A 23,706-nucleotide genomic window follows, 5' to 3' on the forward strand; every position below is an offset into this window, starting at 1 on the left:
TGCGTATGTGAATGGAGAACATTCGTCCGCAGCGCATAAATGCACAAAGAGTGCTGACACAAAAAGAAATCTTTTGGCGCAGTTACTGAAAACGGGAGAATAGCCCGATATTTTCAGGAAAAAGCGTTGACAGCTGCGTATTTTTGCACGTATAATAAAAAATATGAGAGAGCAACGGGGCCTCCCAAGGGGTCCCGTTGCTCTTTTTTTATTTTGCCAGCGAACGGAGTGTTTTTTATGTCATTTGTGTCTCCGCTGTACAGCTCCCGGTTTGAGCACGACGCCTGCGGCATTGGCGCGGTTGTGGACATCCGGGGACGAAAATCCCATGGGACGGTGGACAGCGCTTTAAAAATCGTGGAAAAGCTGGAGCACCGCGCCGGAAAGGACGCCGCCGGAGAGACCGGCGACGGCGTGGGCCTGCTGCTCCAGGTGCCCCACAGGTTGATGGTAAAAGCCACCGGTAACCTCGGAATCGCTCTGGGGGGTGAACGGGATTATGGCGTGGGGGTGTTCTTCTTCCCCCAGGACAGGGTCAGGCGGGCCCAGGCCCAAAAGATGCTGGAGATCATTGTGGACAAGGAGGGACTGGAGTTCCTGGGCTGGCGGGACGTGCCGGTCCATCCGGAGGTGCTGGGGGAGAAGGCGAGAAGCTGTATGCCCCATATCTGCCACTGCTTCGTGAAGCGCCCGGAGGACTGTGCCCGGGGTCTGGAGTTCGACCGGAGGCTGTATGTTGTCCGGCGGGTATTTGAACAGTCCAATGTCAATACCTATATCCCCTCTTTCTCCAGCCGGACGATTGTCTATAAGGGAATGTTTCTGGTGGAGCAGCTGCGGCAGTTCTATGCCGATTTGACGGACCCGGACTGTCAGAGCGCCATCGCCCTGGTCCACTCCCGTTTCTCCACCAATACCTCCCCCTCCTGGGAGAGGGCGCACCCCAACCGGTATATTCTCCACAACGGGGAGATCAATACCATCCGGGGAAATGCGGACCGGATGCTGGCCCGGGAGGAGACCGTCTCCTCTCCCGTTATGGATGACGATATGGATAAGATTCTGCCTGTTGTGGACCAGAACGGGTCAGACTCCGCTATGCTGGACAACACCCTGGAGTTCCTGATGATGAACGGTATGGAGCTGCCTCGGGCCGTCATGCTCTGCATCCCGGAGCCGTGGGCTAAGGATAAGCGGATGGACCGGGAGAAGCGGGATTTCTACCACTATTACGCCACCATGATGGAGCCCTGGGACGGGCCCGCCGCCATCGTCTTCTCTGACGGCGACACCGTGGGGGCGGTGCTGGACCGGAACGGACTTCGGCCCTGCCGGTGGTATCTCACAGACGATCAACAACTGATTCTCTCCTCCGAGGTGGGAGTGCTGGATGTGCCGCCGGAGTGCATTGTAAAAAAGTCCCGCCTTCAGCCGGGACGGATGCTGCTGGCGGACCTCCGGGAAGGCCGGCTGGTGGACGACGCAGAGCTCAAATCCCGCTATGCCCGCCGCCAGCCCTACGGCGAGTGGCTGGACGCCAATCTGATTCACCTCCGGGACCTCCCCATTCCCAACAAGCGGGTGGAGACCCATCCTCAGGAGCTGCGGGACCGGCTGTATAAGGCCTTCGGCTACACCTATGAGGAGGTGAAGGATGCCATTCTCCCCATGGCCCGGGATGGGATGGAGCCCACCTCCGCCATGGGGGTGGACACGCCGCTGGCAGTACTCAGCGAGCGCCGCCAACCCCTGTTCAACTACTTCAAGCAGCTTTTCGCCCAAGTGACGAATCCCCCCATCGACGCCATCCGGGAAGAAATTGTCACCGACACCACCGTTTATGTGGGTCCCAGCGGCAACCTGCTGGAAGAGAAAGCGTCCAACTGTACGGTTCTTCAAATCCAAAACCCCATTTTGACCTCGGTGGACCTGATGAAAATTCGGCATATGGACCGCCCGGGCTTCCATGTGGAGACCGTTTCCCTGCTGTACTACAAGGGATCCCCTCTGGCCAACGCCTTGGACCGTCTGGTGGTGAATGTGGACCGGGCCTATAAGAAGGGCGCCAACATTATCATTCTCTCGGATCGGGGCGTGGATGAAAATCACGTGGCGATTCCCTCTCTCCTGGCGGTGAGTACCCTGGAGCAGCACCTGGTTCGGACCAAAAAACGGACAGCGGTCTCCATGGTTCTGGAGAGCGCGGAGCCCCGGGACGTCCACCATTTTGCAACGCTTCTGGGATACGGCGCCCAGGCGATCAATCCCTATCTGGCCCAGGAGTGCGTGGAGGAGCTGGTGGAGCGGGGACTGCTGGACAAGGAGTCCTCCGTGGCCGTCAGGGACTACAATGAGGCCATTCTCCACGGAATTGTGAAGATCGCCTCCAAAATGGGAATCTCCACCATCCAGTCCTACCAGTCCGCCCAGATTTTTGAGTGCGTGGGCATCAACAGGGCCACTGTGGACCGGTACTTCACCAACACGGTCAGCCGTGTGGAGGGCGTGGGGCTGGAGGAAATCGGAGAAGGCGTAGAGTGGAATCACAGTCAGGCTTTCGACCCTCTGGGTCTGGGTTTTGACTCCACGCTGGATTCCGCAGGGATTCACAAGCTCCGTTCCGGACCGGACAAAGAGGACCATATGTACAACCCGCGCACCATTCTCCTTTTGCAGAAGGCGGCGCGGGAAGGGAGCTATGAGATTTTTAAGGAGTACAGTGCCCTGGTGGATTTTGCCGACAAACCCCACACGCTGCGGGGCCTGTTGGATTTCCGTGTTTCGGAGGACGGGGGAATCCCCCTGGAAGAGGTGGAACCGGTGGAGAGCATTGTCCGGCGGTTCAAGACCGGGGCCATGAGCTATGGCTCCATCTCCCGGGAGGCCCACGAGTGCATGGCTATTGCGATGAACCGCATTGGCGGAAAATCCAACTCCGGCGAGGGCGGCGAGGCACGGGAGCGGCTGAGCAGTGACCGCCGCTCCGCCATCAAACAGGTGGCCTCAGGCCGCTTCGGCGTCACCAGTGAGTATCTGGTCAGCGCTGATGAGATTCAGATCAAGATGGCCCAGGGGGCCAAGCCCGGCGAGGGGGGGCACCTGCCGGGGAAAAAGGTATATCCCTGGATTGCCAGGACCCGGTGTTCTACCCCCGGCGTGACCCTGATCTCCCCGCCGCCCCACCATGACATCTACTCCATCGAGGACCTGGCCCAACTGATATATGATTTGAAAAACGCCAACCGGTTCGCCCGGATCAGTGTCAAACTGGTCAGCGAGGCGGGAGTAGGCACGATTGCCGCCGGCGTTGCCAAGGCCGGGGCGCAGGTGGTGCTGATCTCCGGCCACGACGGCGGTACCGGAGCGGCCCCCCGCAGCTCCATTCAGGGGGCGGGCCTGCCCTGGGAGCTGGGGGTGGCGGAGGCCCATCAGACCCTGATACAAAACGACCTCCGCCAGCAGGTGGTGATTGAAGCCGATGGCAAGCTGATGACAGGCCGGGACGTGGCAATTGCCTGTATGCTGGGGGCGGAGGAATTCGGTTTTGCCACTGCGCCCCTGGTGGCCATGGGCTGCTGCATGATGCGGGTGTGTAATCTGGACACCTGTCCCGCCGGTATTGCCACCCAGGACCCAGAGCTCCGGAAGCGGTTTTCCGGCAGGCCTGAGTACGTGGAGAACTTTATGTATTTTGTAGCGCGGGAGCTGCGGGAGTACATGGCCTCCCTGGGCGTACGGACCGTGGACGAGCTGGTGGGCCGGTGCGATTTGCTGCGGGTTCGGGAAAAACTGATAACTCGCCGGGCGGAGGCCCTGAATCTGGACGCACTGCTGCAAAATCCCTGTGGTGACCATGTGCCCCACTTCGACCCCGCCGCAGTCTACGACTTTCAGCTGGAGAGGACGGCGGATATGCGGGTGCTGATGGAAAAACTGGGAAAAAGTCTCAGGGACAGGAGGAGCGGGCGTCTGGATATCCGGATTTCCTCCACGGACCGGGCTTTCGGCACCCTGTTCGGTTCAGAGATCACCCGAACCTGCGAAAACGGCCTGCCGGAGGACAGCTATGTCATCACCTGCCGCGGCGGCGGCGGGCAGTCCTTCGGGGCATTTATCCCCAGGGGGCTGACGCTGGACCTGGAGGGGGACTGCAACGACGGATTCGGCAAGGGCCTCTCCGGCGGCAAGCTGATTCTGCATCCGCCGACGGGGGGGACCGGGTTTAAGCCGGGGGAGAACATCATCGTGGGCAACGTGGCTCTCTATGGAGCCACCGGCGGCAAGGCCTTCATCAACGGTATGGCCGGAGAGCGCTTCTGCGTCCGCAACTCCGGTGCCTCCGCTGTGGTGGAGGGCGTGGGCGACCATGGCTGCGAGTACATGACCGGAGGCCGGGCAGTGATCCTGGGGCCCACCGGGAAGAACTTTGCGGCGGGCATGTCCGGAGGCGTGGCCTACGTGCTGGACGAACGGCATGATTTGTATCTCCGCCTCAATAAGGAGCAGGTTCAGGCTGCGGAACTGACAGAGGCCCACGATATTGCGGAGCTTCGTGCCCTGATTGAGGAGCATGTAGCCGCCACCGGTTCCCCCAGAGGGAAGCAAATTCTGGCGGCGTTCCAGTCCTATATTCCCTGCTTCAAGAAGGTCATGCCCAGAGACTATGACCGGATGCTTCGGGCTATTGCCCAGCAGGAGGAAAAGGGAATGAGCCGGGAGCAGGCGGAGATCGAGGCGTTTTATGCCACCGCGAGAGGATAAGGAGGGGTGACGATATGGGAAAGATCACTGGATTTTTGGAATATGACCGGCGGGAGCTGGCGGACCGCCCGCCGCTGGAGCGGGTCCGGGACTGGGAGCCCTTCCGCATCCCCCTGACGGCGGAAGCCCGCCGGGAACAGGGAGGGCGGTGTATGAACTGCGGCGTCCCATTCTGCCAATCCGGCATCCGGTGGGAGGGGCGGGACTTTGGCTGTCCCCTGCATAATTTGATTCCCGAGTGGAACGACATGATCCATGCGGGGAACCCCTCTCATGCCCTGAGCCGCCTGCTGAAAACCAATAATTTCCCGGAGTTCACCGGGCGGGTCTGTCCCGCGCCCTGCGAGGGGGCGTGCATCTGTGGAATGTACGGCGATGCCGTGACCATCCGGGACAACGAACTGAGCGTCATAGAGGAGGCCTTTGCCGCCGGGGCGGTGCGGCGCCGCCGTCCGCCTCAGTGGTCGGGAAAGAAGGTGGCGGTGGTGGGTTCCGGCCCGGCGGGCCTGGCGGCGGCGGACCAGCTGAATCACCGGGGCCACTCTGTCACCGTTGTGGAGCGGGAGGAGCGGCCCGGAGGGCTTTTGACCTACGGCATTCCCAATATGAAGCTGCCCAAGGACATCGTAAAGCGCAGAATTGACCTGATGACGGACGAGGGGGTCAGCTTTGTCACCGGTGTGGATGCGGCGGACCCCCAGGTGGCCCAGAGGCTGCTGCGGGACTATGATGCGGTAATCCTCTGCTGCGGCGCGGAGCGGCCCCGCCCCCTTGGATTGGAGACAGAGGGAATCTCTGGCATCTGCTACGGCACGGAGTTTTTGAAGGCCGCTGTGGAACAGCGGCAGTTTGGTAAAACGCCCGCCGTTCCCACAGCGGAAGGGCGGGACGTGATCATCATCGGTACCGGCGACACCGCCTCCGACTGCGTGGCCACGGCCCTGCGGCAGGGATGCCGGTCCATTGCACAGCTGGTGCGCCGTCCGGAGGCAGACTACCTGCAAAACGGTGTTCTGCCCCGGGACTGTGCCCATGAGGAGGCTGCTGCCCTGTTTGGAGAGGATCCCAGGCGGTTTGGCGTGCAAATTAAGGAGATCCGTGTGGAGAACGGCGCACTGACCGCCGTGACCACCACGGAGGGAGACGCTCTGCCCTGCGGGCTCCTGATCGCCGCCACCGGCTTTGCCGGATGCGCGGGCGAAGTGTGCAAGGCCTTCGGCGTGGCCTGGGAAGAGACGGTCCGGACTTCGGAGGGCGGCTTTGCCACCACCGTGGAGAAGGTCTTTGCCGCCGGGGATATGCGCCGGGGCCAGTCTCTTGTGGTATGGGCCATCGCGGAGGGGCGGAGTGCCGCCGCGGAGGTGGATGCGTACCTCAATGGCTGCACCAATCTTGTACGGGTGGTATAGGTTCTGGAAAGAGAAATGCCCATCGTGGAAAGTTCATGAAAAATTTTTCGCGGCAGCGGAATTTTCCGGTGTTTCGGCCAAGATTTCTGAAACCCCTGAAAAATGATTGACAGGGTCCCGGCGAGGGCGTATAATGCCCCCATAAAGGCAAAGGCGTCTTTAGGGAGTATTCCCGGAAGGCGCCTTTGCCCTTTTTATGCGATGATCGCGGAAAGGGTGAACGAACATGGCAGCACTGCCAGAGTATTTCGGAAGTTTGGTATTTGATGATCGGGTGATGAAAGCGAATCTGTCCGCCGAAGTGTACCAGTCTCTTCGCAGGACCATTGATGAGGACGCGAGGCTGGATATTGGCGTGGCCAACGCGGTGGCCTCCGCTATGCGGGATTGGGCGGTGGCCCATGGGGCAACCCACTTTACCCACTGGTTTCAGCCCCTTACCGGTGTTACCGCCGAGAAGCACGACAGTTTTATCTCACCCGCTCCGGACGGCGGCGTCATCATGGAGTTCTCCGGCAAAGAGTTGATCCGAGGAGAGCCGGATGCCTCCTCTTTCCCATCCGGCGGACTGCGGGCCACCTTTGAGGCACGGGGCTACACCGCGTGGGACCCCACCTCCTACGCGTTTATCAAGGACCGGACATTGTGCATTCCCACCGCCTTCTGCGGCTACAATGGTGAGGCGCTGGACAAGAAGACGCCTCTGCTGCGCTCCATGGAGGCGCTGAACCGACAGGCGCTGCGCATTCTGCGCCTGTTTGGAAACACGGAGGTAAAGCGGGTAAGCACCGCTGCGGGCCCGGAACAGGAGTATTTCCTGGTGGATGCCAAGCTGTGGGAGCAGCGCCGGGACCTGCGCTTCACCGGACGCACGCTTTTCGGCGCCCGGCCTCCCAAGGGACAGGAGATGGATGATCACTACTTTGGCACGATCAAGCCCCGGGTGGCCGCCTACATGGAGGATCTGAATCAGGAGCTTTGGAAGCTGGGCATCCTGGCCAAGACCCAGCACAACGAGGTGGCTCCGGCTCAGCATGAACTGGCCCTCATCTACTCCACCACGAATGTTTCCACAGACCACAACCAGCTGACTATGGAGATCATGCAGAAAGTAGCCGCCCGCCACGGCCTGGTCTGTCTGCTCCACGAGAAACCCTTTGAGGGCGTGAACGGCTCCGGCAAGCACAACAACTGGTCGTTGTCCACTGACGCCGGCGTCAATCTCCTCTCTCCCGGAGAGACGCCCTATGAAAACGCCCAGTTCCTGCTGTTTTTGTGCGCCGTTATCCAGGCGGTGGATGACTTTCAGGACCTTCTGCGCATCTCAGTGGCTACCGCCGGAAATGACCACAGACTGGGAGCCAACGAGGCTCCGCCCGCCGTGGTGTCCATGTTCCTGGGCGAGGAGCTGACGGCCATTCTGGACGCAATCGAGCATGACGCGCCCTACACCGGCGTGAAGGCGGGGAAGGTGAAGCTGGGAGCGGACGTTCTGCCCCGGTTCCGCCGGGATACCACTGACCGCAACCGAACCTCGCCCTTTGCCTTTACGGGAAATAAGTTTGAATTCCGCATGGTGGGTTCCTCGGACTCCATCGCCTGTGCCAACATTATGCTCAATGCCGCCATGGCCGAGAGCCTGAAGCGCTTTGCCGATCAGCTGGAGGGAACAGGGGACTTTGAATCCGCCCTGCAGGGCCTGATCCGTGATACCATTCGTGACCACAAGCGGATTATCTTCAACGGCAACGGCTACGATGCCGCCTGGATCGAGACGGCTGTCGGTCAGAGGGGGCTGATGAACTACCCCAGTACGCCGGACTGCGTTCCCCATCTGCTGGACCAGAAGAACGTGGATATGCTCACCTCCCACGGCGTGTATACCAAGGCGGAACTGGTTTCCCGCTGCGAGGTCACGCTGGACAACTACTGTAAGACCATTTTCATTGAGGCCAGGACCATGGCGGACATGGCCCGTACCGAGATCCTTCCCGCCATACAGGCATTTGCTGCCGACACCGCAAGGGCAGCGGCCGGCAAAAAGGCGCTGAGTCCCAGCTGTGCCTGTGCGTATGAGATGGCGTTGGTAGAGAAGCTGTCCGGTCTCACAGATCAGATTGACACCGGGACAGCGGAGCTGGAGCGGCTGGTGGAGGAACTGGCAGGAGCCGGCGATATAAGGACGGAGTCCGAGCGCATCCGGGACCGGGTGCTGCCGCAGATGGAACGGCTGCGCCGGGCTTGCGATGAGGCAGAGACCGTCACCGCAAAGAAGTACTGGCCATTTCCCAACTATGGCGACCTGCTGTTTAGTGTGAGATAACAGGGGGAACGGGACCGGGCGGCAATATCCTCTGAAGAGCAGGAAGCTGTTTGGGAAATGGGGAACAGCAGTTTCCAAATAACTAAAAAAACTGCAAAAAGCCGCGGAGTTCTGTCGACTGACAGGACTCCGCGGTTTTACATGGAACACAAAGATGACGGCCGTCATTTTTCTGGACACGTGGCCAATGATGTTCATATAGCGCAGTCCCTCCGCCGATTTCTTTTCGTAATGGGAGGTACCGCAATGTCATCAGAGGAAAAGGCCTTCAGGTAGAAGGACTACCAAAATCGTTTCTTCTTCATAATCCACAAGCAGAGGAACACGATCAGCGCACTGCCAATGATGACCGCTGGATATCCATATTTCCATGTCAGCTCCGGCATTCCGGTAAAATTCATCCCGTACCACCCGGCTACCAGGGACAGGGGAAGGAAAATCGTAGTCACGATGGTAAGAACCTTCATAATCCGGTTCTGGCGGATGTCTATTTCCGCCTGGAACAGCTCCCGCAGCTGCAGGCCGTATTCCCGGAGCAGCTGTGCCTCGCTGTTCAGACGCCCGATCCGCTTCTCCGCCATGTGGAACATACGAAGTTCTCTTTCGCCGAAGTACCCGTTTTCATTTTCCTGAAACTCACAGACCATATCGTCCAGCTGGGTGTAGTACCGCATCCAGCCGGCAATCTCCTTGCGCAGCGCCGTCATCCTGGGGTTAAACCCCTCCATCCCGCCGGACAGGACCTGATCCTCCAGCTGCTCCAGACGGTCTCCAATGCCTTGGAGGTGGTGCAAATCCTTGGCGATCAGCAATTCTATAAATTCATAAAAAAATCCGCCGATACCGTTTTCCAGGTGTGCGTTCTCTTTCCGGAGGCGCTGCACGGCGGAGCGGGCCGTCCCGGTATCGTCGCACAGTACCACCCATCCGGGAGTCAGAAGATAGCCGAACGCGATGGGAACGCCGTCCCGTGTGCGCCTGGGGGTCACAATCGTTCCGCACAGGCAGTTGTGCCGGGCTTCCGCTTTGCATACACGGGCATCCCGCGCAGAGGGCGTGTGGCAAAGGACACGCTCCAGGCCGGGGATGGAGACGCCCCGCTCCAGTTCCTCCGACGTCAGCAGAACAAGGACATCCCCGTCCATTTTCTTCTCCAGCGGAGCCAAAGCCGCGCTGATATTGTACCGATACATAAGATTGCCTCCCGCATCATGATACTGCCATTGTATCGCGTCCATCTGAAATGGTACACTAAAATATAAAATCGCATATTGTGTGAACAAATATTTGGTATTTTGTAAACGTCAGCACTCTTCTATTGGCAGTACTAATTTGACAGAGTACAACAAAGCTGTTCAAAAGAGGAACGCCAAAAAGGCCTCCTCAACAGGGCATTTTCATGAGATGTAAGAAAGGCGCCCCGGAATCCCCCGATTCCGGGGCGCCTTTTTGTCAACGTGACCGGTTCCGAGTTTGGATTCCCGCTTACAGCAGCTGGACCTGATAGGCTCGCAGCCAGTGATCCATCTGCAAAAAGTAAGCGATCGTCTGAGGCCGGCTCATCAGCTGGCCATACCAGGGCCAGGGACTCTCGTAAGTCAAAAGATTCTCCAGCGCCTCCCGGCGGACCACGGCGAAAAGAGGCGAATTTCCGTCATCCAGCAGCCGGTGCAGCCTCTGGGCGACTGTCTCCAGATAGATGGGGTGAACGGTCTTGGGATAGGGACTTTTTTTCCGATGGAGCACGGATTTTGGCAGCCAGTCCGCCGCCGCGGACCGGAGCAGACCCTTCTCCTGTCCCCCAAGCTCCCGAAGCGCGGGCGGCACATTGTACAAATACTCCACAATCTGCCAGTCGCAAAACGGCACACGGACTTCCAGCGCGCTCCACATGCTCATGCGGTCTTTCCGGTCCAGAAGCGTTTGCATAAACCAGTCCATATTCAGCCGTGTGAGCCGACGGACCCGCTTCTGCTCCGGCGTATCGTCGTCCAGGCAGTCCGTCTCCGCCAGCGTCTTCTGCCAGCGCTGTCGGACAAACTCATCGGCGTCCAATCCCTGGGCGTACTCCGGCGTCAGGAAAGACGCCCGCCAAGCCGTGGACTGCGCCCAGGGGAATCCGTTCTCCGCCCGGACCGCCGGGTCCCGGAACCAGGGATAGCCTCCGAAAATCTCGTCGGCGCACTCTCCGGAGAGGGCCACCGTCACATCCCCGCGCACCTCCCGGCAGAACAGCAGCAGCGACGAATCCACGTCCGCCATTCCCGGAAGGTCCCGGGCCTCCGCGGCGTCATCCAAGGCCGCGGCCACCTGGACGGGATCTAACACCACATTGGTATGCAGAGTATCCAAACAGTCCGCCATCGCTTCGATATAGGGCCCGTCGGCGGAGGGCTGAAATTTTCCGGCGGTGAAATAGCGGTCATTCTCCCGGTAATCCACCGAGAAGGTCCTCAGCCGTTCCCCATGCTCTCCCAGGGCCTCCGCCGCCACGGCGGAAATGACACTGGAATCCAATCCGCCGGAGAGGAAGGTCCCAATAGGCACATCACTGACCAACTGCCTCCGGATGGCGTCCTGGACCAGGTCCCGAACATGGGCCACGGTGTCCGCCTCGTTTTCCAGATGGGGCCGGGCGGTGAGGCTCCAGTATTTCCACGGCCGCAGGCCCTCCCGGTCAAAGACGCCGCACTGTCCCGGCAGCAGTTCCCGTACATTCCGGAAAACCCCCTGCCCCGGCGTCCGGCCCGGGCCGATCAGAAGCAGCTCCGCCGCGCCCTCCGCATCCACCTCCGGCGGAATATCCGGGTGCCGCAGAATTGCTTTGATCTCCGAGGCGAATACCAAGGTTCCATCCGCCGTCACCGAGTAAAAAAGAGGCTTTACCCCCATCCGATCCCGGGCCAGAAACAGCGTTTCCCCATCCCAGACCGCAAAGGCGAAAATGCCGTTCAGGCGGTCTACACACGCGGGCCCCCACTCCATGCAGGCTTTCAGCAGCATCTCCGTATCCGAGTGACCGTCAAACTCCCAGCCCGCTTCCGTCAACTCCCGGCGCAGCTCCGGCGTGTTGTACAGCTCTCCGTTGTAAACCAGGGTGCAGGTCTGGCCGTTTCGGCGGGCGGTCATGGGCTGACGGCCATTTTCCGGGTCCACCACGCACAGTCGGACATGGGCCAGGGCCGCCCGCGGGCTCAGGTAGATCCCGTCTTCATCCGGCCCCCGCCTGCGTAAGACGGACTGCATTTCCAGCAGCGTTTTCTCCCGCTCCCGCAGGTCCTGCTCAAAGTCAATCATTCCGGCGATTCCGCACATATGTTGTCCCTCCTAAAAAACGGGAGCTCGCGAACCATCGCGAGCCCCCTTGCTCGGTACAATCTATGCGCAGAGGCGGCAAAACGTTCCTGACGCCGCTGCGTGGTCCTGTACATGTTGAAAACCTTTGCAATGGGAACTTCGGCACGATACCGCATATGTGAATCATGATTAAGGAAGCAGAGATAGAGTTAAGAGGCCATGTCTTCAAACTCTATCTCTGTTTTATTACATCATATTTTTGAATAGATGGGGTACAATCCTGATTTCATCAGCAATTCCCCGTATAGACAAAAGGCAGGTACTCCCTCGCCACATCGGCCAGCCCGCACACCCGCTCCACCGGTGTGGGCGGCTTGTCCGCCATCCGGTACCGTGGAAAGAACCGGGATAGATGCAGAGGAATATTACAATCCACCGACGCCAGCCACTGGGCCAGGTTCCTGATTTCCTTCTCGCTGTCGTTTTTGCCGGGAATCAGGAGGGTGGTCACCTCCACATGGCACTGCTCCGCAGCCAGGACGATGGAGCGCTTCACCGTCTCCAGATCACCACCCAGCTTCCGGTACCACTCGGGAGTAAAGCCTTTCAGGTCGATGTTCGCGGCGTCGATCAGCGGGAGCAGTTCCCGCCAGGGGGCCTCCTCAAGGGTGCAGTTGGTCACCAGCACGTTAATCATACCCTGCTCATGGATCAGGGCGGAGCAGTCCCGGATGTACTTATAGCCGATCAACGGCTCATTGTAGGTGTAGGCCACCCCGATATTGCCGTAGGGCCGCAGCTCCAGCGCCTTGTCGGCCAGCGCCTCCAGGGACAGCTCCACTATCCCAAGTTCTCCGTCCCCACACATAGAAATCTCATGGTTCTGGCAGAAGGGGCAGCGCAGGTTGCACTCGAAGCTGCCCACGGACAAGATCAGAGCGCCGGGATGGAACCGCCGTAGGGGTTTCTTCTCAATGTGGTCCAGGGCCAGGCTGGTCAGCTTTCCGTAGTTCAGAGGGACAATAGCCCCATCCCGACAGGCCCCGGCCCGGCAGAAGCCGGTCTGTCCCTTGGACAGGCCACAGTGATGGAAACACAGTTCACAAATCATGTGTGACGCACCACCTCGAACCGTTCCAGGATGACCTTCTTCCGAGAGCTGATGCCACCCTTCTGCCGGGCGATATCAATCTGCTGCTCAACTGAATCCACGCCTTCCAGGTCAGACAATAGCAGTCCCCGGCGGCTGCCGCAGGAAACAATCACGCCGTACTTTTTCACGTCCAGCTGGTCTGGGGAGGCAATCGGTTCCGGCTGGCCCAGCACGTCTACGCTGTACTCCAGGCCGTTCAGCTCCGGCACGGTCACCGGCAGGAAGCGGGGGTCCCAGGAGCAGGCGGAGACGGCGTTCTGCACGATCTCCCAGGCAACGTTTTCCGTGGTCGGTCCGGTGGTGCCAATGCAGCCCCGGAGCTGGCCGTGGGCGTGGAAGGAGACAAAATCCCCGGCGACCTGCTCTGTCATCTCAGGGAGCAGATCCTCCGGCAGACGCTCCAGACGCCTTCCTGTTTTCACAAAGGTCTCCAGAGACATCCGGGCCAGCTTGACCCAGGGGTCCTGGTTGGCCTTTTTCTCTGCCAGCCGAGCCCGCTCCATGACCTCACACTGTTTTCCAAATCGGCGGTCCTCGTCCGGGCCGATGACAGTGAACGTGGCCACCCCGTAACCCACGCCGGTGACGCCCTCGTAGCTGAGGAGTTTTGATTCCACAGCCTGACCGTCCAACGCGCCAGCCATGATCTGGAAGGAACGTAGGCCGCACTACGCCGCCTGCTCGCAGAGGGCCGGGTCCATGGTCAAAAAGCGCAGGAAGTCCCCGGCGGCCATGGCCTCGGTGATCTGGCGGTCAAACTCCGGGCCCTCCGGGGCGAAGCCATAGGGGCCGTCATCTCTCAGCTTGTGGGAAAGGTTTCCGCTGGCGACGAACACCGCCCTGCGGCCCAGGGCATTTACAGCCTGGGCGATGCACTGTCCCAGCCGGTAGTGGTCCAGCGGGGAGAATCCGGACAGGCCGATGCGGAGAATGGGACAGTCCACTCCGGCCTCCCGCAAAAAGTATAGGGGCCCAAATGTGCCATGGTCCAGGTATGGGTCTCGCTGTCCCAGTGTCCCGGCTTGGATGCCGACAGCTTCCCCGCAGCGGATGATCTCGCGGCGCAGCGGGGCGTCATACTCTACACGCAGTTTGGTCTGGGCCGCGCCAAAGGCGGACATACCGCCCGATGCGCTCTTGCCTGGGGAGATGTGAAAGTAGTCGGCGTACATGATCTGGTGGGGAGAGGTGATGATCAACACCTCCGGTTTCCAGGCCGCCACTTGTTTCGCGGCAGTCCGGTAGACGTCGATGGTGGCCTGGACCTCCCGCTCCCGCCCGCGTCCCACCGTGGGAATAATGAGCGGCGGGTGAGGGACGATGATTGCGCCAAGAATAGACATATCAGTTCCTCCCTGTCTAAATGTTTGCTGCACCAGTGTCTCCAAAGATAGAGCAGTACTCACTGACGGTTCAATTCCTCTTTCAGCCGCTCAATGACTTGCGCTTTCAGATTCTCGTCCAAGGCCGCTTTCACTTGCTCAATTGCCGCGTCCCGATCCCTCGCAGCCTGCGCCGCCCAGGTCTTGAAAACCTCCTCGCTCATATTTCCTTTCATGTACCTGGCATAGTACTTTTTATACGCTCGCTTGTAGAGCTTCCAGGTGTCCTCGTCCTGAATTTTTTCTCAAAAACCGCCCGCGCCCCGATCTCCCGGCAGGTCTGCTCCGTCTCACCGGGAGCGATGCGCTCACAGTACATCGCCCGGTCTCCCTGCTCATGGAGAAACCAGCGCCCGCACAGCCGGCACTGCCGGGGCGCGCTGCCGCGGAGGATCGCCTTGCCCAACTCCACGAAGAGGAAGTCGTGTAGAGAGGAAAAGCTGTACCGCTCTGTCATAATTCCAATGCGGCCATCCGTTGGATGAAATGCAAAACAAACCGAACAGCCAGCCGCTTGCTCCTCCGGACAGAGAAACGCCACCGCGTCTATTTCCCGCTCTCTCACGTAGGGCTTGAGATGACTGCCGAACGTCTGAAGCTGCTGCTCCAGCTCCCGCATCAGGGGGATGCCGTCGTTGGAAACCTCCCCGATTTCCTCTCCAATAAAAAACTCCATCACCGCGGCAGCGTATTTGAAAGGTCCCTGTTCTCCGATCCAATATTCCGTATCACCAAAGTCCACAGTCAATGGGAAAGTAAGTCTTGGAAAATTCATCAGAAGTTCTCCTCTCGCAGAATAGACGATTATTTTATTATTATACATTGGCAATACCATTTTGTTGTGTTACGATAGCCCTGCAGATAGATTGACTATATCACACAGGAAATAAATCATCAATTATTATCTGCACCTGGACAACTGAATACCCATCACCAAAGACGATACTCACCAGGGAAGCGAGGCCAAGATGCTGGAAACAGCCGAGCGCGCCAAGGTCAAAGAAAACGCCGTGGGGGTCAAACAAGACCACAGGGCAGGAACGGGTATGGTGCATGGCCAAGCGAAATCACAGGACAATCGGTGCAAAAAGGCCGCCGAACTGCTGCAACAGCTCAGCGGCCCGCCGCGTTTCGGAAAACACAACTTGATCTGATAACAGTCTAACAGAGCGGCCTCCGAAACGCAAGAAAATTTTTGAAGGAGGTACTGCAATGAAAATGTCAAATTGCAAGAGTTACGATGACCTGCCCCTGTTCCTTAATGCAAGTATGGTATCGCAGGTGCTGGGTGTTTCGCCGTCCAGCGGTTACGAGCTAATGCATACGTCCGGCTTCCCAGTGCTGAGAGTCGGCAGCCGCATGGTGGTTCCCAAGGAGAAGTTCATCCAGTGGGTGGAGCAGAACACAGCTGGAGGGACGCAGCAATGAGGCGGCGTGCAATGCCTATCAGCTGGCCCCGCCGTGACCCGCGGCACTACCGATTCGCTATGCCCAATTTGGTGTGGGAATACAAACTCAAGCCAATTGAGTTCCTGATTTTTTCCTACCTCTGCTATTGCAACTCCACCAGTACGCTCACTCCGGAGACAATCGCAACAGGCGTATACATGACAGCGATCACAGTGAAAAAGTATCTGAACAGCCTGGTCGCTAAAAAACTCGTCAGCGAAGATGGTATTCCTGTGTTCAAGTGCGAGAACGCGAATTTTTTCACTCTGCCCAACGAGGTCTTCCTGCTACGGCTTCCACCCTCTGCGTTTATGGTCTACGCCTACCTGCTGCTAATCGAGGACCGGCGGACGCACACCTGTCACCCCAGTTACAACACCATCGCCGCCGCAACAGATCTGACAAAGAACACTGCGATGAAAAGTGTCAACACGCTGTTGGAAACGGGACTCATCACTGTGGAGTCCAGCAGCTATTTTGACAAGCACGGGATGAAGTGGAAAGGCAACAACCTCTACACAATCCTTCCGGTGAGGCTGGCGGCAGATGCGTTTCACCAACGGCAGCTTCATCGGCTGGAGCTGGAGGCAGAGTGCAGACGCGTTCTCCAATGGCAAAAGGAATACGACCGCCGTCGCTCCAGAGATGCCTTGTGTGCCCCGATCCCCGCTCTAGCAGCAACTGACCCGTCCCAACAGTGCAAACCGTTGTGCGCCTGTTGAGAGGCGCAAGGCAAGGGACGGAGGAGAGCAGGATAAAAGCGTGCCGCCTTGTTGGCGCCCCGCTGGCCACTTCTGCCCGCAGTGCGGGCGGTTTACGGGGAACGGGGGTGGGGTCACAACCAGAGGAGAAAATGATTATTGAGGTCGCCCAAAGACGTGATCCGCCTGCGGTAAGGTTTTCGGATGATGTCTTTGGGCGAAAAAGGAGCGCTTTTAATGGATAGCAAGAATGAGAACCGATTTCCGCTGCGGCTGGACGATGTGACCCGTTGGAAAATTGAGAGCTGGTACAAGAAGGATGACTGTCAGAGCCGGAACGAGTTCGTGGTTAAAGCGGTGAACTTTTATGCGGACTATCTGGCGGGACAGGTGAATGGCGTTCTCCCCGTGGCCATCCAGTCCACTATCGACGGAAGGTTGGGGATGTTTGAGGATCGGCTGGCTCAACTCCTCTACAAGCTGGCGGTGGAGACGGACATGGGGATCAGCGCTGTTCTGGACTGCATCCAGTTGAACGCTGATTACCTGCGGAAGCTACGTGCAAATAGCGTGAAGAATGTGAAAGCCACCAATGGTCTGTTGACCTTCGAGCAGAAGGTGAGAGATCTGGACAATGGCGCAGAAGGTGATGACCGGTGGCAAGACTAATCGTCAAGAGTCCCTATGTCACGGGCGGCGCTGGTGGTAGCGGCGGGCCGGCAGGTTACCTGAAGTACATCGGAACCCGGGAAGGCGTTGAACTGTTGCCCTCCGGCTACATGGAGTACATGGCAGAGCGCCCACGGTCCCATGGACTGTTCGGCGATGAGGATGCTGTGGATATGGGCGAGGCTATGAAAGAGTTGAATGAGTATCACGGCAACATCTGGACACACGTCATCTCCCTCAAACGGGAGGATGCTGAGCGGTTGGGATACGATCACGCTCCGCAATGGCGAAACCTGATCCGTGCTCACCGCAACGATATCGCCGCGGCTATGAATATCCCGCCCGGTGACTTTCGCTGGTACGCCGCTTTCCATGACGAGGGCGACCATCCCCATATCCACATGATGGCGTGGTCGGCGAAGCCGGGACAGACGTATCTCTCCAAAGATGGCATCCGCAAAATTAAGTCTACATTGACAAACGACATTTTCAAACAGGAACTGCTCCACACCTACGAGCAGAAGTCCTCCTCCAGGGATGAGTTGGTGCGCAGGGCCAGAGAGGAAATGAAAACTCTGGCACAGGAGATGCAGACCAGCCTTGGCAGCCATCCGGAGGTGGAGTCTCTGATGATGACGCTGGCCTCCCAGTTAGAGATGGTCAAAGGTAAAAAAAACTACGGCTACCTTCCCAAAGCAGTGAAGAAAACGGTGGATGAGATTGTTGAGCGGATGGAACAACTGCCCATCATCAGTGAGTGCTATCAGACGTGGTGGGAGTTCCAGTGCCAGATAGAAGATTTTTATTCCGAAAAGAAGCGTCAGCGTCCGCCGTTGTCTCAGCAGAAGGAGTTTCGCCCCATCAAGAATGCGGTCGTCCAGGAAGCGGAGAGCATCCGCATGTGCAAAGTCACTTTTGAAGATGAGAGGATGGAGGAAGGCATAGAGCTCTCCAATCTGTCATACGACTGCTGGGAGCTGTGGATAGTCACGCAAGACGACACCGCTACGATGGCGGACAGAGATGAGGCGACGGCACAGCTTATCGGTATAGCTGAAAGTGGTAACCCTGACGCGCAGTACCTCACCGGCAGACTTTACCAGGACGGTCCGGTGCTGATCCCGGACAGCGTGGAAGCCCAATACTGGTTCGATCAGTCAGCCCAACAGGGTCATGTACCAGCGCAGTATGCTCTTGGGCAGCTGTACCTCACGGATGATCCAGAAGTGCATGACACCAATTTGGGAATCCAGTGGCTGGAGTATGCCGCCCACAACGGGAGCGATCGCGCGGCCTACCGATTGGGCAAAGAGTATCTCAAAGGCAAAATCGTCGGACAGAACACCGACAAAGCGGTGGAGCACCTCACCCAGTCCGCTGAGGCCGGAAACCAGTATGCCCAATACGCTCTCGGCAAACTGTATCTGGATAGACAGGATCGTGAGCAGGCCCACTATTGGTTTACCCAGTCCGCCGCCCAGGGCAACGAGTACGCTCAGTTCTTCCTGGATCGCTGGGACAACCTGAAACCTCCCACAGTGATGCTGTCCGTCACGCGGCTGCTGCACCACATGAGCCGCATTTTTCAAGATCAAGCTCCAGCCCCGTCTGTTCCTGGCGGTGTCCGCATTGACCGCAAACGTCTACAGCAGCTCCGAGAAAAGAAAATCGCTATGGGCCACAAGCCGGACGATCACGAGGAGCAATCCCAGGGACAGTCAATGACGATGGGATAATCAGATGCGGTTGCCGATTGCGACACTGTCTGCAAAGAAAACGAACCGGCACGATTTGAAGGCTAAATGATAACAGTTTGATAACTCTGCCTCCGGCCACTGGCTATTGACCAGCGCCGCTGGTATTATGTGTGGCTTGAAAGGAGGGCGGAGAAAATGCGAAAGATTTTGGAAGATCTGTACTTCGGCAATATCGTGCCCTATGAAAAGCGAATCGCCGCCGGTTCAGAGCTGCGGCATCTGGTGAAACGTGCCGCCGACTGTGAGGCCCGGCTTGCGGAACAGCTCAACGATAGGGGGAAGCAGACACTCGATACCCTCATCGGCACACAACACGAAATCGACAGCACCATGGCAAGGGAATATTTCATCCTGGGCTTCCGTCTGGGCGTCAGGTTGATGGCAGAGTGCATGGACGAGGATGACGGAGAACTGACCGACAGGGGGTGAGACAATGGCAAAGCGCAGACCGTCCGGAGACGGCATGGTACGCAAACGTGACGATGGCCGCTGGGAGGGCCGCATCGTGGTAGAGCATAAGAAAAATGGAGATTCCATTTTCCGCTATCTCTACGCCGACACACAAAAAGAACTGACCGCAAAGCTCCGCCAGAGCATCGACGCTTACCAGGGCGTGGAGCTGACGGAGCAGAGCAGGATGAGCCTTTCCGGGTGGCTGGATCAATGGCTGGACCGGCGCATGGCCGGGACCGTCCGTAGCGATACGTTGGATGGGTACCGGCGGGATTTGGACAACCATGTCAAGCCCCACCTGGGGCAGAAGCAGCTGACGAAAATCACGCCTGCTGATTTGAAAGATCTGTACGCCCATCTCCTGGAGCATGGCCGCATCTCCAGGGGCCGGGGCGATGGCGGCGGTGACAGGCCCGTATAATTCGAGCAATTTTCAACGTCGCTCCCCTCGCGGGGAGCGTGGATTGAAATACTCTCTCAGAGTCCCACTCTCCCCAGCAAAAAGGTCGCTCCCCTCGCGGGGAGCGTGGATTGAAATCACGCTGGATGTGGCGGTGGTCAGGCTGCCCACAGTCGCTCCCCTCGCGGGGAGCGTGGATTGAAATTGCTTATCCGTCAGCCTTGCTGCCATACCACCACGTCGCTCCCCTCGCGGGGAGCGTGGATTGAAATTTCCTGAGCTTCTTCACGGCAGGCGGGCGGCAGGTCGCTCCCCTCGCGGGGAGCGTGGATTGAAATAAAATGGTCGCACTGTCCAGTTCCGCAGCGGCCGTCGCTCCCCTCGCGGGGAGCGTGGATTGAAATGTCTACATCAAGAGGAACACGGGACAGGAGGCGCGTCGCTCCCCTCGCGGGGAGCGTGGATTGAAATCATGGAGAATGGTCTCGATTGCCTGAGCAACATGTCGCTCCCCTCGCGGGGAGCGTGGATTGAAATATATATCATCAATTTAATAATATATAACTCTTAGTCGCTCCCCTCGCGGGGAGCGTGGATTGAAATCGAGAATGACCCGGGAGGAGCGGGAAGAACGACGGTCGCTCCCCTCGCGGGGAGCGTGGATTGAAATGCGGAGGACATCCCCCTGGAGATTGCCGCCAACGAGTCGCTCCCCTCGCGGGGAGCGTGGATTGAAATACGGCCCGGACGCCCGCCGCCCGGGCCCATCTGGTCGCTCTCCTCACGGGGAGCGTGGATTGAAATTGGAATGTGGCGATATTGAGCAAAAAATAGAGGAGTCGCTCCCCCTCGCGGGGAGCGTGGATTGAAATTGAACAAGCCGGATGTAGCCCTGAAAAGCGACCTGTCGCTCCCCTCACGGGGAGCGTGGATTGAAAAAGCTCAACAGTACGAGCTTTACGGATCTTCTCGGTCGCTCTCCTCACAGGGAGCGTGGATTGAAATCCCGGAGTGGAGGTCGTAAACACCAACGCCAAGGTCGCTCCCCTCACGGGGAGCGTGGATTGAAATTCGGCACGGCGGAGATTGACGTGGAGGGCATCGGTCGCTCCCCTCACGGGGAGCGTGGATTGAAATCCGCAACGGGCCACCTGTTTGCTCTTGCCATATGTCGCTCCCCTCACGGGGAGCGTGGATTGAAATAGCAACTTCTTTCCTCTGGAAAACTCAATCAACAGGTCGCTCCCCTCACGGGGAGCGTGGATTGAAATCGGGACGGACGCTGCGTGACAGAGCACGGCCTGGTCGCTCCCCTCACGGGGAGCGTGGATTGAAACAGGCTCGAAAGGCGGCAATGGCGGCAACGGCGGGTCGCTCCCCTCACGGGGAGCGTGGATTGAAATTGCTGGGCGCGGACCTGCTCCGTCCGCTCCATGGTCGCTCCCCCCCGCGGGGAGCGTGGATTGAAATATTGTCCATGTGTTATTTGTTTGATGGAGCGCAGATTGAAATTTGAACGATACATTCAGGGTAAGACTCGGAAAATGCTTGCGAAATAGATCCAAGTCTTTATATCACTTGGCTTTATCGCTGCTTTTGCAATGCATTTCCAAACGGACAGAATGTAGTAAGTGGGTTGCTGACACTATTGGCAATTCCCCGTATAGACAAGCGCCAGATACTCCCTCGCGACCTCGGCCAGCCGATGCACCCGCTCCACCGGCGTGGGCGGCTTGTCCGTCAACCGATACCGTGGGAAGAACCGGGACAGGTGCAGAGGGATCTCTGGATCAATAGCCGCCGACCACTGGGCCAGGCTCTGGATCTCCTCCTCGCTGTCGTTCTCTCCGGGGATCAGGAGTGTGGTCACCTCCACATGGCACCGCTCCGCCGCCAGAGCGATAGAGCGTTTCACCATCTCCAAATCGCCGCCCAGTTTCCGGTACCACTCCGAGGTAAAACCCTTCAGGTCGATGTTGGCGGCGTCGATGATCGGTAGCAGCGCCCGCCAGGAGGGTTCTTCAATCGTCCCGTTGGTCACCAGCGCATTGACCATCCCCTGCTCACGGACCTGAGCGGCGCAGTCCCGGATGTACTCATAACCCACCAGCGGCTCGTTGTAGGTATAGGCTATTCCGATATTGCCGTATGGCCGCAGCTCCAGCGCCTTGTCGGCCAGCGCCTCCGGGGACAGCTCCACTATCCCAAGTTCTCCGTCCCCACACATGGAAATCTCATGGTTCTGGCAAAATGGGCAGCGCAAGTTACATCCGAAGCTGCCCACGGACAATATCCGACTACCGGGGTGGAACCGCCGCAGGGGCTTCTTCTCAATGGGGTCCAGTGCCAGACTGGTCAGCTTTCCGTAGTTCAGCGGAACGATTTTACCGTCCCAGCAGGCCCTGGCCCGGCAGAAACTGGTCTGTCCTTCGGACAGGTCGCAGTGGTGAAAACACAACTCGCAGATCATATGTGCCGCACCACCTCGAATCGCCCCAGGGTGTACTGCTCCCGAGAACTGATGCCGCCCTTCTGCCGGGCGATGTCAATTTGCTGTTCTACTGTGTCCACGCCCTCCAGGTCGGGCAGCAGCAAACCCCGGCGGCTGCCGCAGGAGATGATCACGCCATACTTTTTTACGTCCAACTCCGCCGGGGAAGAGATGGGCTCCGGCTGGCCCAGCACGTCCACGCTGTACTCCAGGCTGTCAAGTTCTGAAACTGTTACCGGCGGGAAACGGGGGTCTCGGGAGCAGGCGGAGACGGCGTTCTGCACGATCTCCCAAGCCACGCTCTCCGTGGTGGGTCCGGTGGTGCCGATGCAGCCCCGGAGCTGGCCGTGGGCGTGAAGGGAGACAAAGGCCCCAGCGGCCCGTTCTGTCATCTCAGGAGGCAAATCTTCCGGCAGACATTCCAGCCGCTTTCCCGTTTTTACAAAGGTCTTCAAGGACAGCCGGGCCAGCTTGACCCAGGGGTCCTCGGAGGCCTTTTTCTCTGCCAATCGGGCCCGCTCCATGGCCTCACACCGTGCCCCAAACCGGCGGTCTTCGTCCGGGCCGGTGACAGTAAAAGTGGCCACCCCGTAGCCCACGCCGGTGACACCCTCGTAGCTGAGGAGCTTTGATTCCACAGCCTCCCCGTCTAACGCACCGGCCATGATCTGGAAGGAGCGAAGTCCGCACTCCGCCGCCCGCTCGCAGAGGGCGGGGTCCATGGTGAGGAAGTGGAAAAAATCGCCCTCCGACATAGTCTCCGTGACCTGACGGTCGAACTCCGGTCCCTCCGGGGCAAAGCCATAAGGGCCATCGTCCTTCAGTTTGTGGGACAGATCACCGCTGGCAATGAACACAGCTCTGCGGCCCAAGTTCTCCACCGCCTGAGCGATACACTGCCCCAGCCGGTAGTGATCCAACGGGGAAAATCCGGACAGGCCGATTCGGAGGATAGGGCAATCCACCTCGGCCTCCTGTAAAAAGTACAGAGGCACAAATGTGCCATGGTCCAGAGACGGGTCCCGCTCCCCCAGGGTCCCGACACGGAGGCCGGCGGCTTCCCCACAGCGGATGATCTCGTCCCGTAGCGGGGCGTCGTACTCTACACGCAGTTTGCTTTGAGCCGCGCCGAAGGCGGACATGTCTCCGGCGGTACCCCGGCCCGGTGAGATGTGGAAGTAGTCGGCATACATGGTCTGATGGGGCGAGGTAACGATCAGTACCTCTGGGTTCCAGGCCGCTACTTGCTTTGCGGCAGTCCGGTAAGCATCAATGGTAGTCTGGACTTCCTGCTCTCGTCCGCGCCCCACGGTAGGAATAATCAAAGGCGGGTGAGGGACAATGATCGCGCCCAAAATAGACATATCAGTTCCTCCCTGTCGAAATGTTTGCTGCACCAGTGTATCCAAAGAGGTCTGCCAAGATTTTTTGGGGAAATTTTGACAATTTATAGCCGTTTCT

At 58.7% G+C, this 23,706-nt stretch carries 17 protein-coding genes, 1 pseudogene and 1 CRISPR repeat array; of the genes and pseudogenes, 10 read left to right on the plus strand and 8 right to left on the minus strand.

Annotated features, from left to right (window positions below):
* Positions 1 to 237: 237 nt before the first annotated feature.
* The 3 genes from gltB to Q0063_RS04940 all read left to right on the plus strand — a co-directional run bounded on the left by gltB (position 238) and on the right by Q0063_RS04940 (position 8,493).
* Positions 238 to 4,761, plus strand: coding sequence for a glutamate synthase large subunit (gene gltB / locus Q0063_RS04930; RefSeq protein ID WP_297870866.1), 4,524 nt, complete (start codon positions 238 to 240; stop codon positions 4,759 to 4,761).
* A gap of 14 nt (positions 4,762 to 4,775) precedes the next feature.
* Positions 4,776 to 6,170: a glutamate synthase subunit beta gene (locus tag Q0063_RS04935; protein ID WP_297870867.1), complete on the plus strand. Its 1,395-nt coding sequence runs from the start codon at positions 4,776 to 4,778 to the stop codon at positions 6,168 to 6,170.
* A gap of 226 nt (positions 6,171 to 6,396) precedes the next feature.
* On the plus strand, positions 6,397 to 8,493 hold the full coding sequence (locus Q0063_RS04940; protein WP_297870868.1) for a glutamine synthetase III: 2,097 nt from the start codon (positions 6,397 to 6,399) through the stop codon (positions 8,491 to 8,493).
* A gap of 281 nt (positions 8,494 to 8,774) precedes the next feature.
* Here Q0063_RS04940 and Q0063_RS04945 read toward each other — a convergent pair whose 3' ends face one another.
* The 6 genes and pseudogenes from Q0063_RS04945 to Q0063_RS04970 all read right to left on the minus strand — a co-directional run bounded on the left by Q0063_RS04945 (position 8,775) and on the right by Q0063_RS04970 (position 15,160).
* A complete protein-coding gene (locus Q0063_RS04945) occupies positions 8,775 to 9,686 on the minus strand; it encodes a CorA family divalent cation transporter (RefSeq protein WP_297870869.1) in 912 nt (303 codons plus the stop codon).
* A gap of 292 nt (positions 9,687 to 9,978) precedes the next feature.
* The gene (gene asnB, locus Q0063_RS04950) at positions 9,979 to 11,808 is read right to left on the minus strand and encodes an asparagine synthase (glutamine-hydrolyzing) (RefSeq protein WP_297870870.1); all 1,830 of its coding nucleotides are present in this window, start codon (positions 11,806 to 11,808) and stop codon (positions 9,979 to 9,981) included.
* A gap of 271 nt (positions 11,809 to 12,079) precedes the next feature.
* On the minus strand, positions 12,080 to 12,901 hold the full coding sequence (gene amrS / locus Q0063_RS04955; protein WP_297870871.1) for an AmmeMemoRadiSam system radical SAM enzyme: 822 nt from the start codon (positions 12,899 to 12,901) through the stop codon (positions 12,080 to 12,082).
* Positions 12,898 to 13,560 carry an AmmeMemoRadiSam system protein A gene (gene amrA, locus Q0063_RS14700; RefSeq protein ID WP_367180331.1) on the minus strand — a complete coding sequence of 221 codons (663 nt, stop codon included), beginning with the start codon at positions 13,558 to 13,560 and terminating at the stop codon, positions 12,898 to 12,900. The genes amrS (Q0063_RS04955) and amrA (Q0063_RS14700) overlap by 4 nt, the downstream gene beginning before the upstream one ends.
* Before the next feature lie 51 nt (positions 13,561 to 13,611).
* Positions 13,612 to 14,286: a class III extradiol dioxygenase subunit B-like domain-containing protein gene (locus Q0063_RS14705; RefSeq protein WP_367180332.1), complete on the minus strand. Its 675-nt coding sequence runs from the start codon at positions 14,284 to 14,286 to the stop codon at positions 13,612 to 13,614.
* A 59-nt stretch (positions 14,287 to 14,345) separates the two neighbouring features.
* Positions 14,346 to 15,160: pseudogene (locus tag Q0063_RS04970) on the minus strand (DUF6076 domain-containing protein).
* 133 nt (positions 15,161 to 15,293) lie between these two features.
* Between Q0063_RS04970 and Q0063_RS04975 the strand changes: the two are divergent.
* The 7 genes from Q0063_RS04975 (at position 15,294) to Q0063_RS05005 (ending at position 19,775) form a co-directional block, all read left to right on the plus strand.
* Positions 15,294 to 15,479: a hypothetical protein gene (locus tag Q0063_RS04975; RefSeq protein ID WP_297870873.1), complete on the plus strand. Its 186-nt coding sequence runs from the start codon at positions 15,294 to 15,296 to the stop codon at positions 15,477 to 15,479.
* A 58-nt stretch (positions 15,480 to 15,537) separates the two neighbouring features.
* Positions 15,538 to 15,753, plus strand: a complete 216-nt coding sequence (locus tag Q0063_RS04980) for an AlpA family transcriptional regulator (protein ID WP_297870874.1) — start codon at positions 15,538 to 15,540, stop codon at positions 15,751 to 15,753.
* An 11-nt stretch (positions 15,754 to 15,764) separates the two neighbouring features.
* The gene (locus tag Q0063_RS04985) at positions 15,765 to 16,496 is read left to right on the plus strand and encodes a helix-turn-helix domain-containing protein (RefSeq protein WP_297870875.1); all 732 of its coding nucleotides are present in this window, start codon (positions 15,765 to 15,767) and stop codon (positions 16,494 to 16,496) included.
* A gap of 216 nt (positions 16,497 to 16,712) precedes the next feature.
* The gene (locus tag Q0063_RS04990) at positions 16,713 to 17,144 is read left to right on the plus strand and encodes a hypothetical protein (protein ID WP_297870876.1); all 432 of its coding nucleotides are present in this window, start codon (positions 16,713 to 16,715) and stop codon (positions 17,142 to 17,144) included.
* A complete protein-coding gene (gene mobP3, locus Q0063_RS04995; protein ID WP_297870877.1) occupies positions 17,132 to 18,880 on the plus strand; it encodes a MobP3 family relaxase in 1,749 nt (582 codons plus the stop codon). Before Q0063_RS04990 ends, mobP3 begins: the two co-directional genes overlap by 13 nt.
* Positions 18,881 to 19,036: 156 nt before the next feature.
* Positions 19,037 to 19,330 carry a DUF6809 family protein gene (locus Q0063_RS05000; protein ID WP_297870878.1) on the plus strand — a complete coding sequence of 98 codons (294 nt, stop codon included), beginning with the start codon at positions 19,037 to 19,039 and terminating at the stop codon, positions 19,328 to 19,330.
* Positions 19,331 to 19,364: 34 nt separating this feature from the next.
* Positions 19,365 to 19,775, plus strand: a complete 411-nt coding sequence (locus Q0063_RS05005) for an N-terminal phage integrase SAM-like domain-containing protein (protein WP_367180333.1) — start codon at positions 19,365 to 19,367, stop codon at positions 19,773 to 19,775.
* 17 nt (positions 19,776 to 19,792) lie between these two features.
* Positions 19,793 to 21,224: a CRISPR direct-repeat array (repeat unit 33 nt; unit sequence GTCGCTCCCCTCGCGGGGAGCGTGGATTGAAAT).
* Positions 21,225 to 21,399: 175 nt separating this feature from the next.
* On the opposite strand, the gene amrS (Q0063_RS05010) is transcribed toward Q0063_RS05005, so the two are convergent.
* Together amrS (Q0063_RS05010) and amrA (Q0063_RS05015) are read right to left on the minus strand one after the other, a co-directional pair.
* A complete protein-coding gene (gene amrS / locus Q0063_RS05010) occupies positions 21,400 to 22,224 on the minus strand; it encodes an AmmeMemoRadiSam system radical SAM enzyme (protein ID WP_297870879.1) in 825 nt (274 codons plus the stop codon).
* Positions 22,221 to 23,609, minus strand: a complete 1,389-nt coding sequence (gene amrA / locus Q0063_RS05015; RefSeq protein ID WP_297870880.1) for an AmmeMemoRadiSam system protein A — start codon at positions 23,607 to 23,609, stop codon at positions 22,221 to 22,223. Before amrA (Q0063_RS05015) ends, amrS (Q0063_RS05010) begins: the two co-directional genes overlap by 4 nt.
* Positions 23,610 to 23,706 lie beyond the last annotated feature (97 nt).

The organism is uncultured Oscillibacter sp. (assembly GCF_947654275.1).
Taxonomy (GTDB): Bacteria; Bacillota; Clostridia; order Oscillospirales; family Oscillospiraceae; genus Oscillibacter.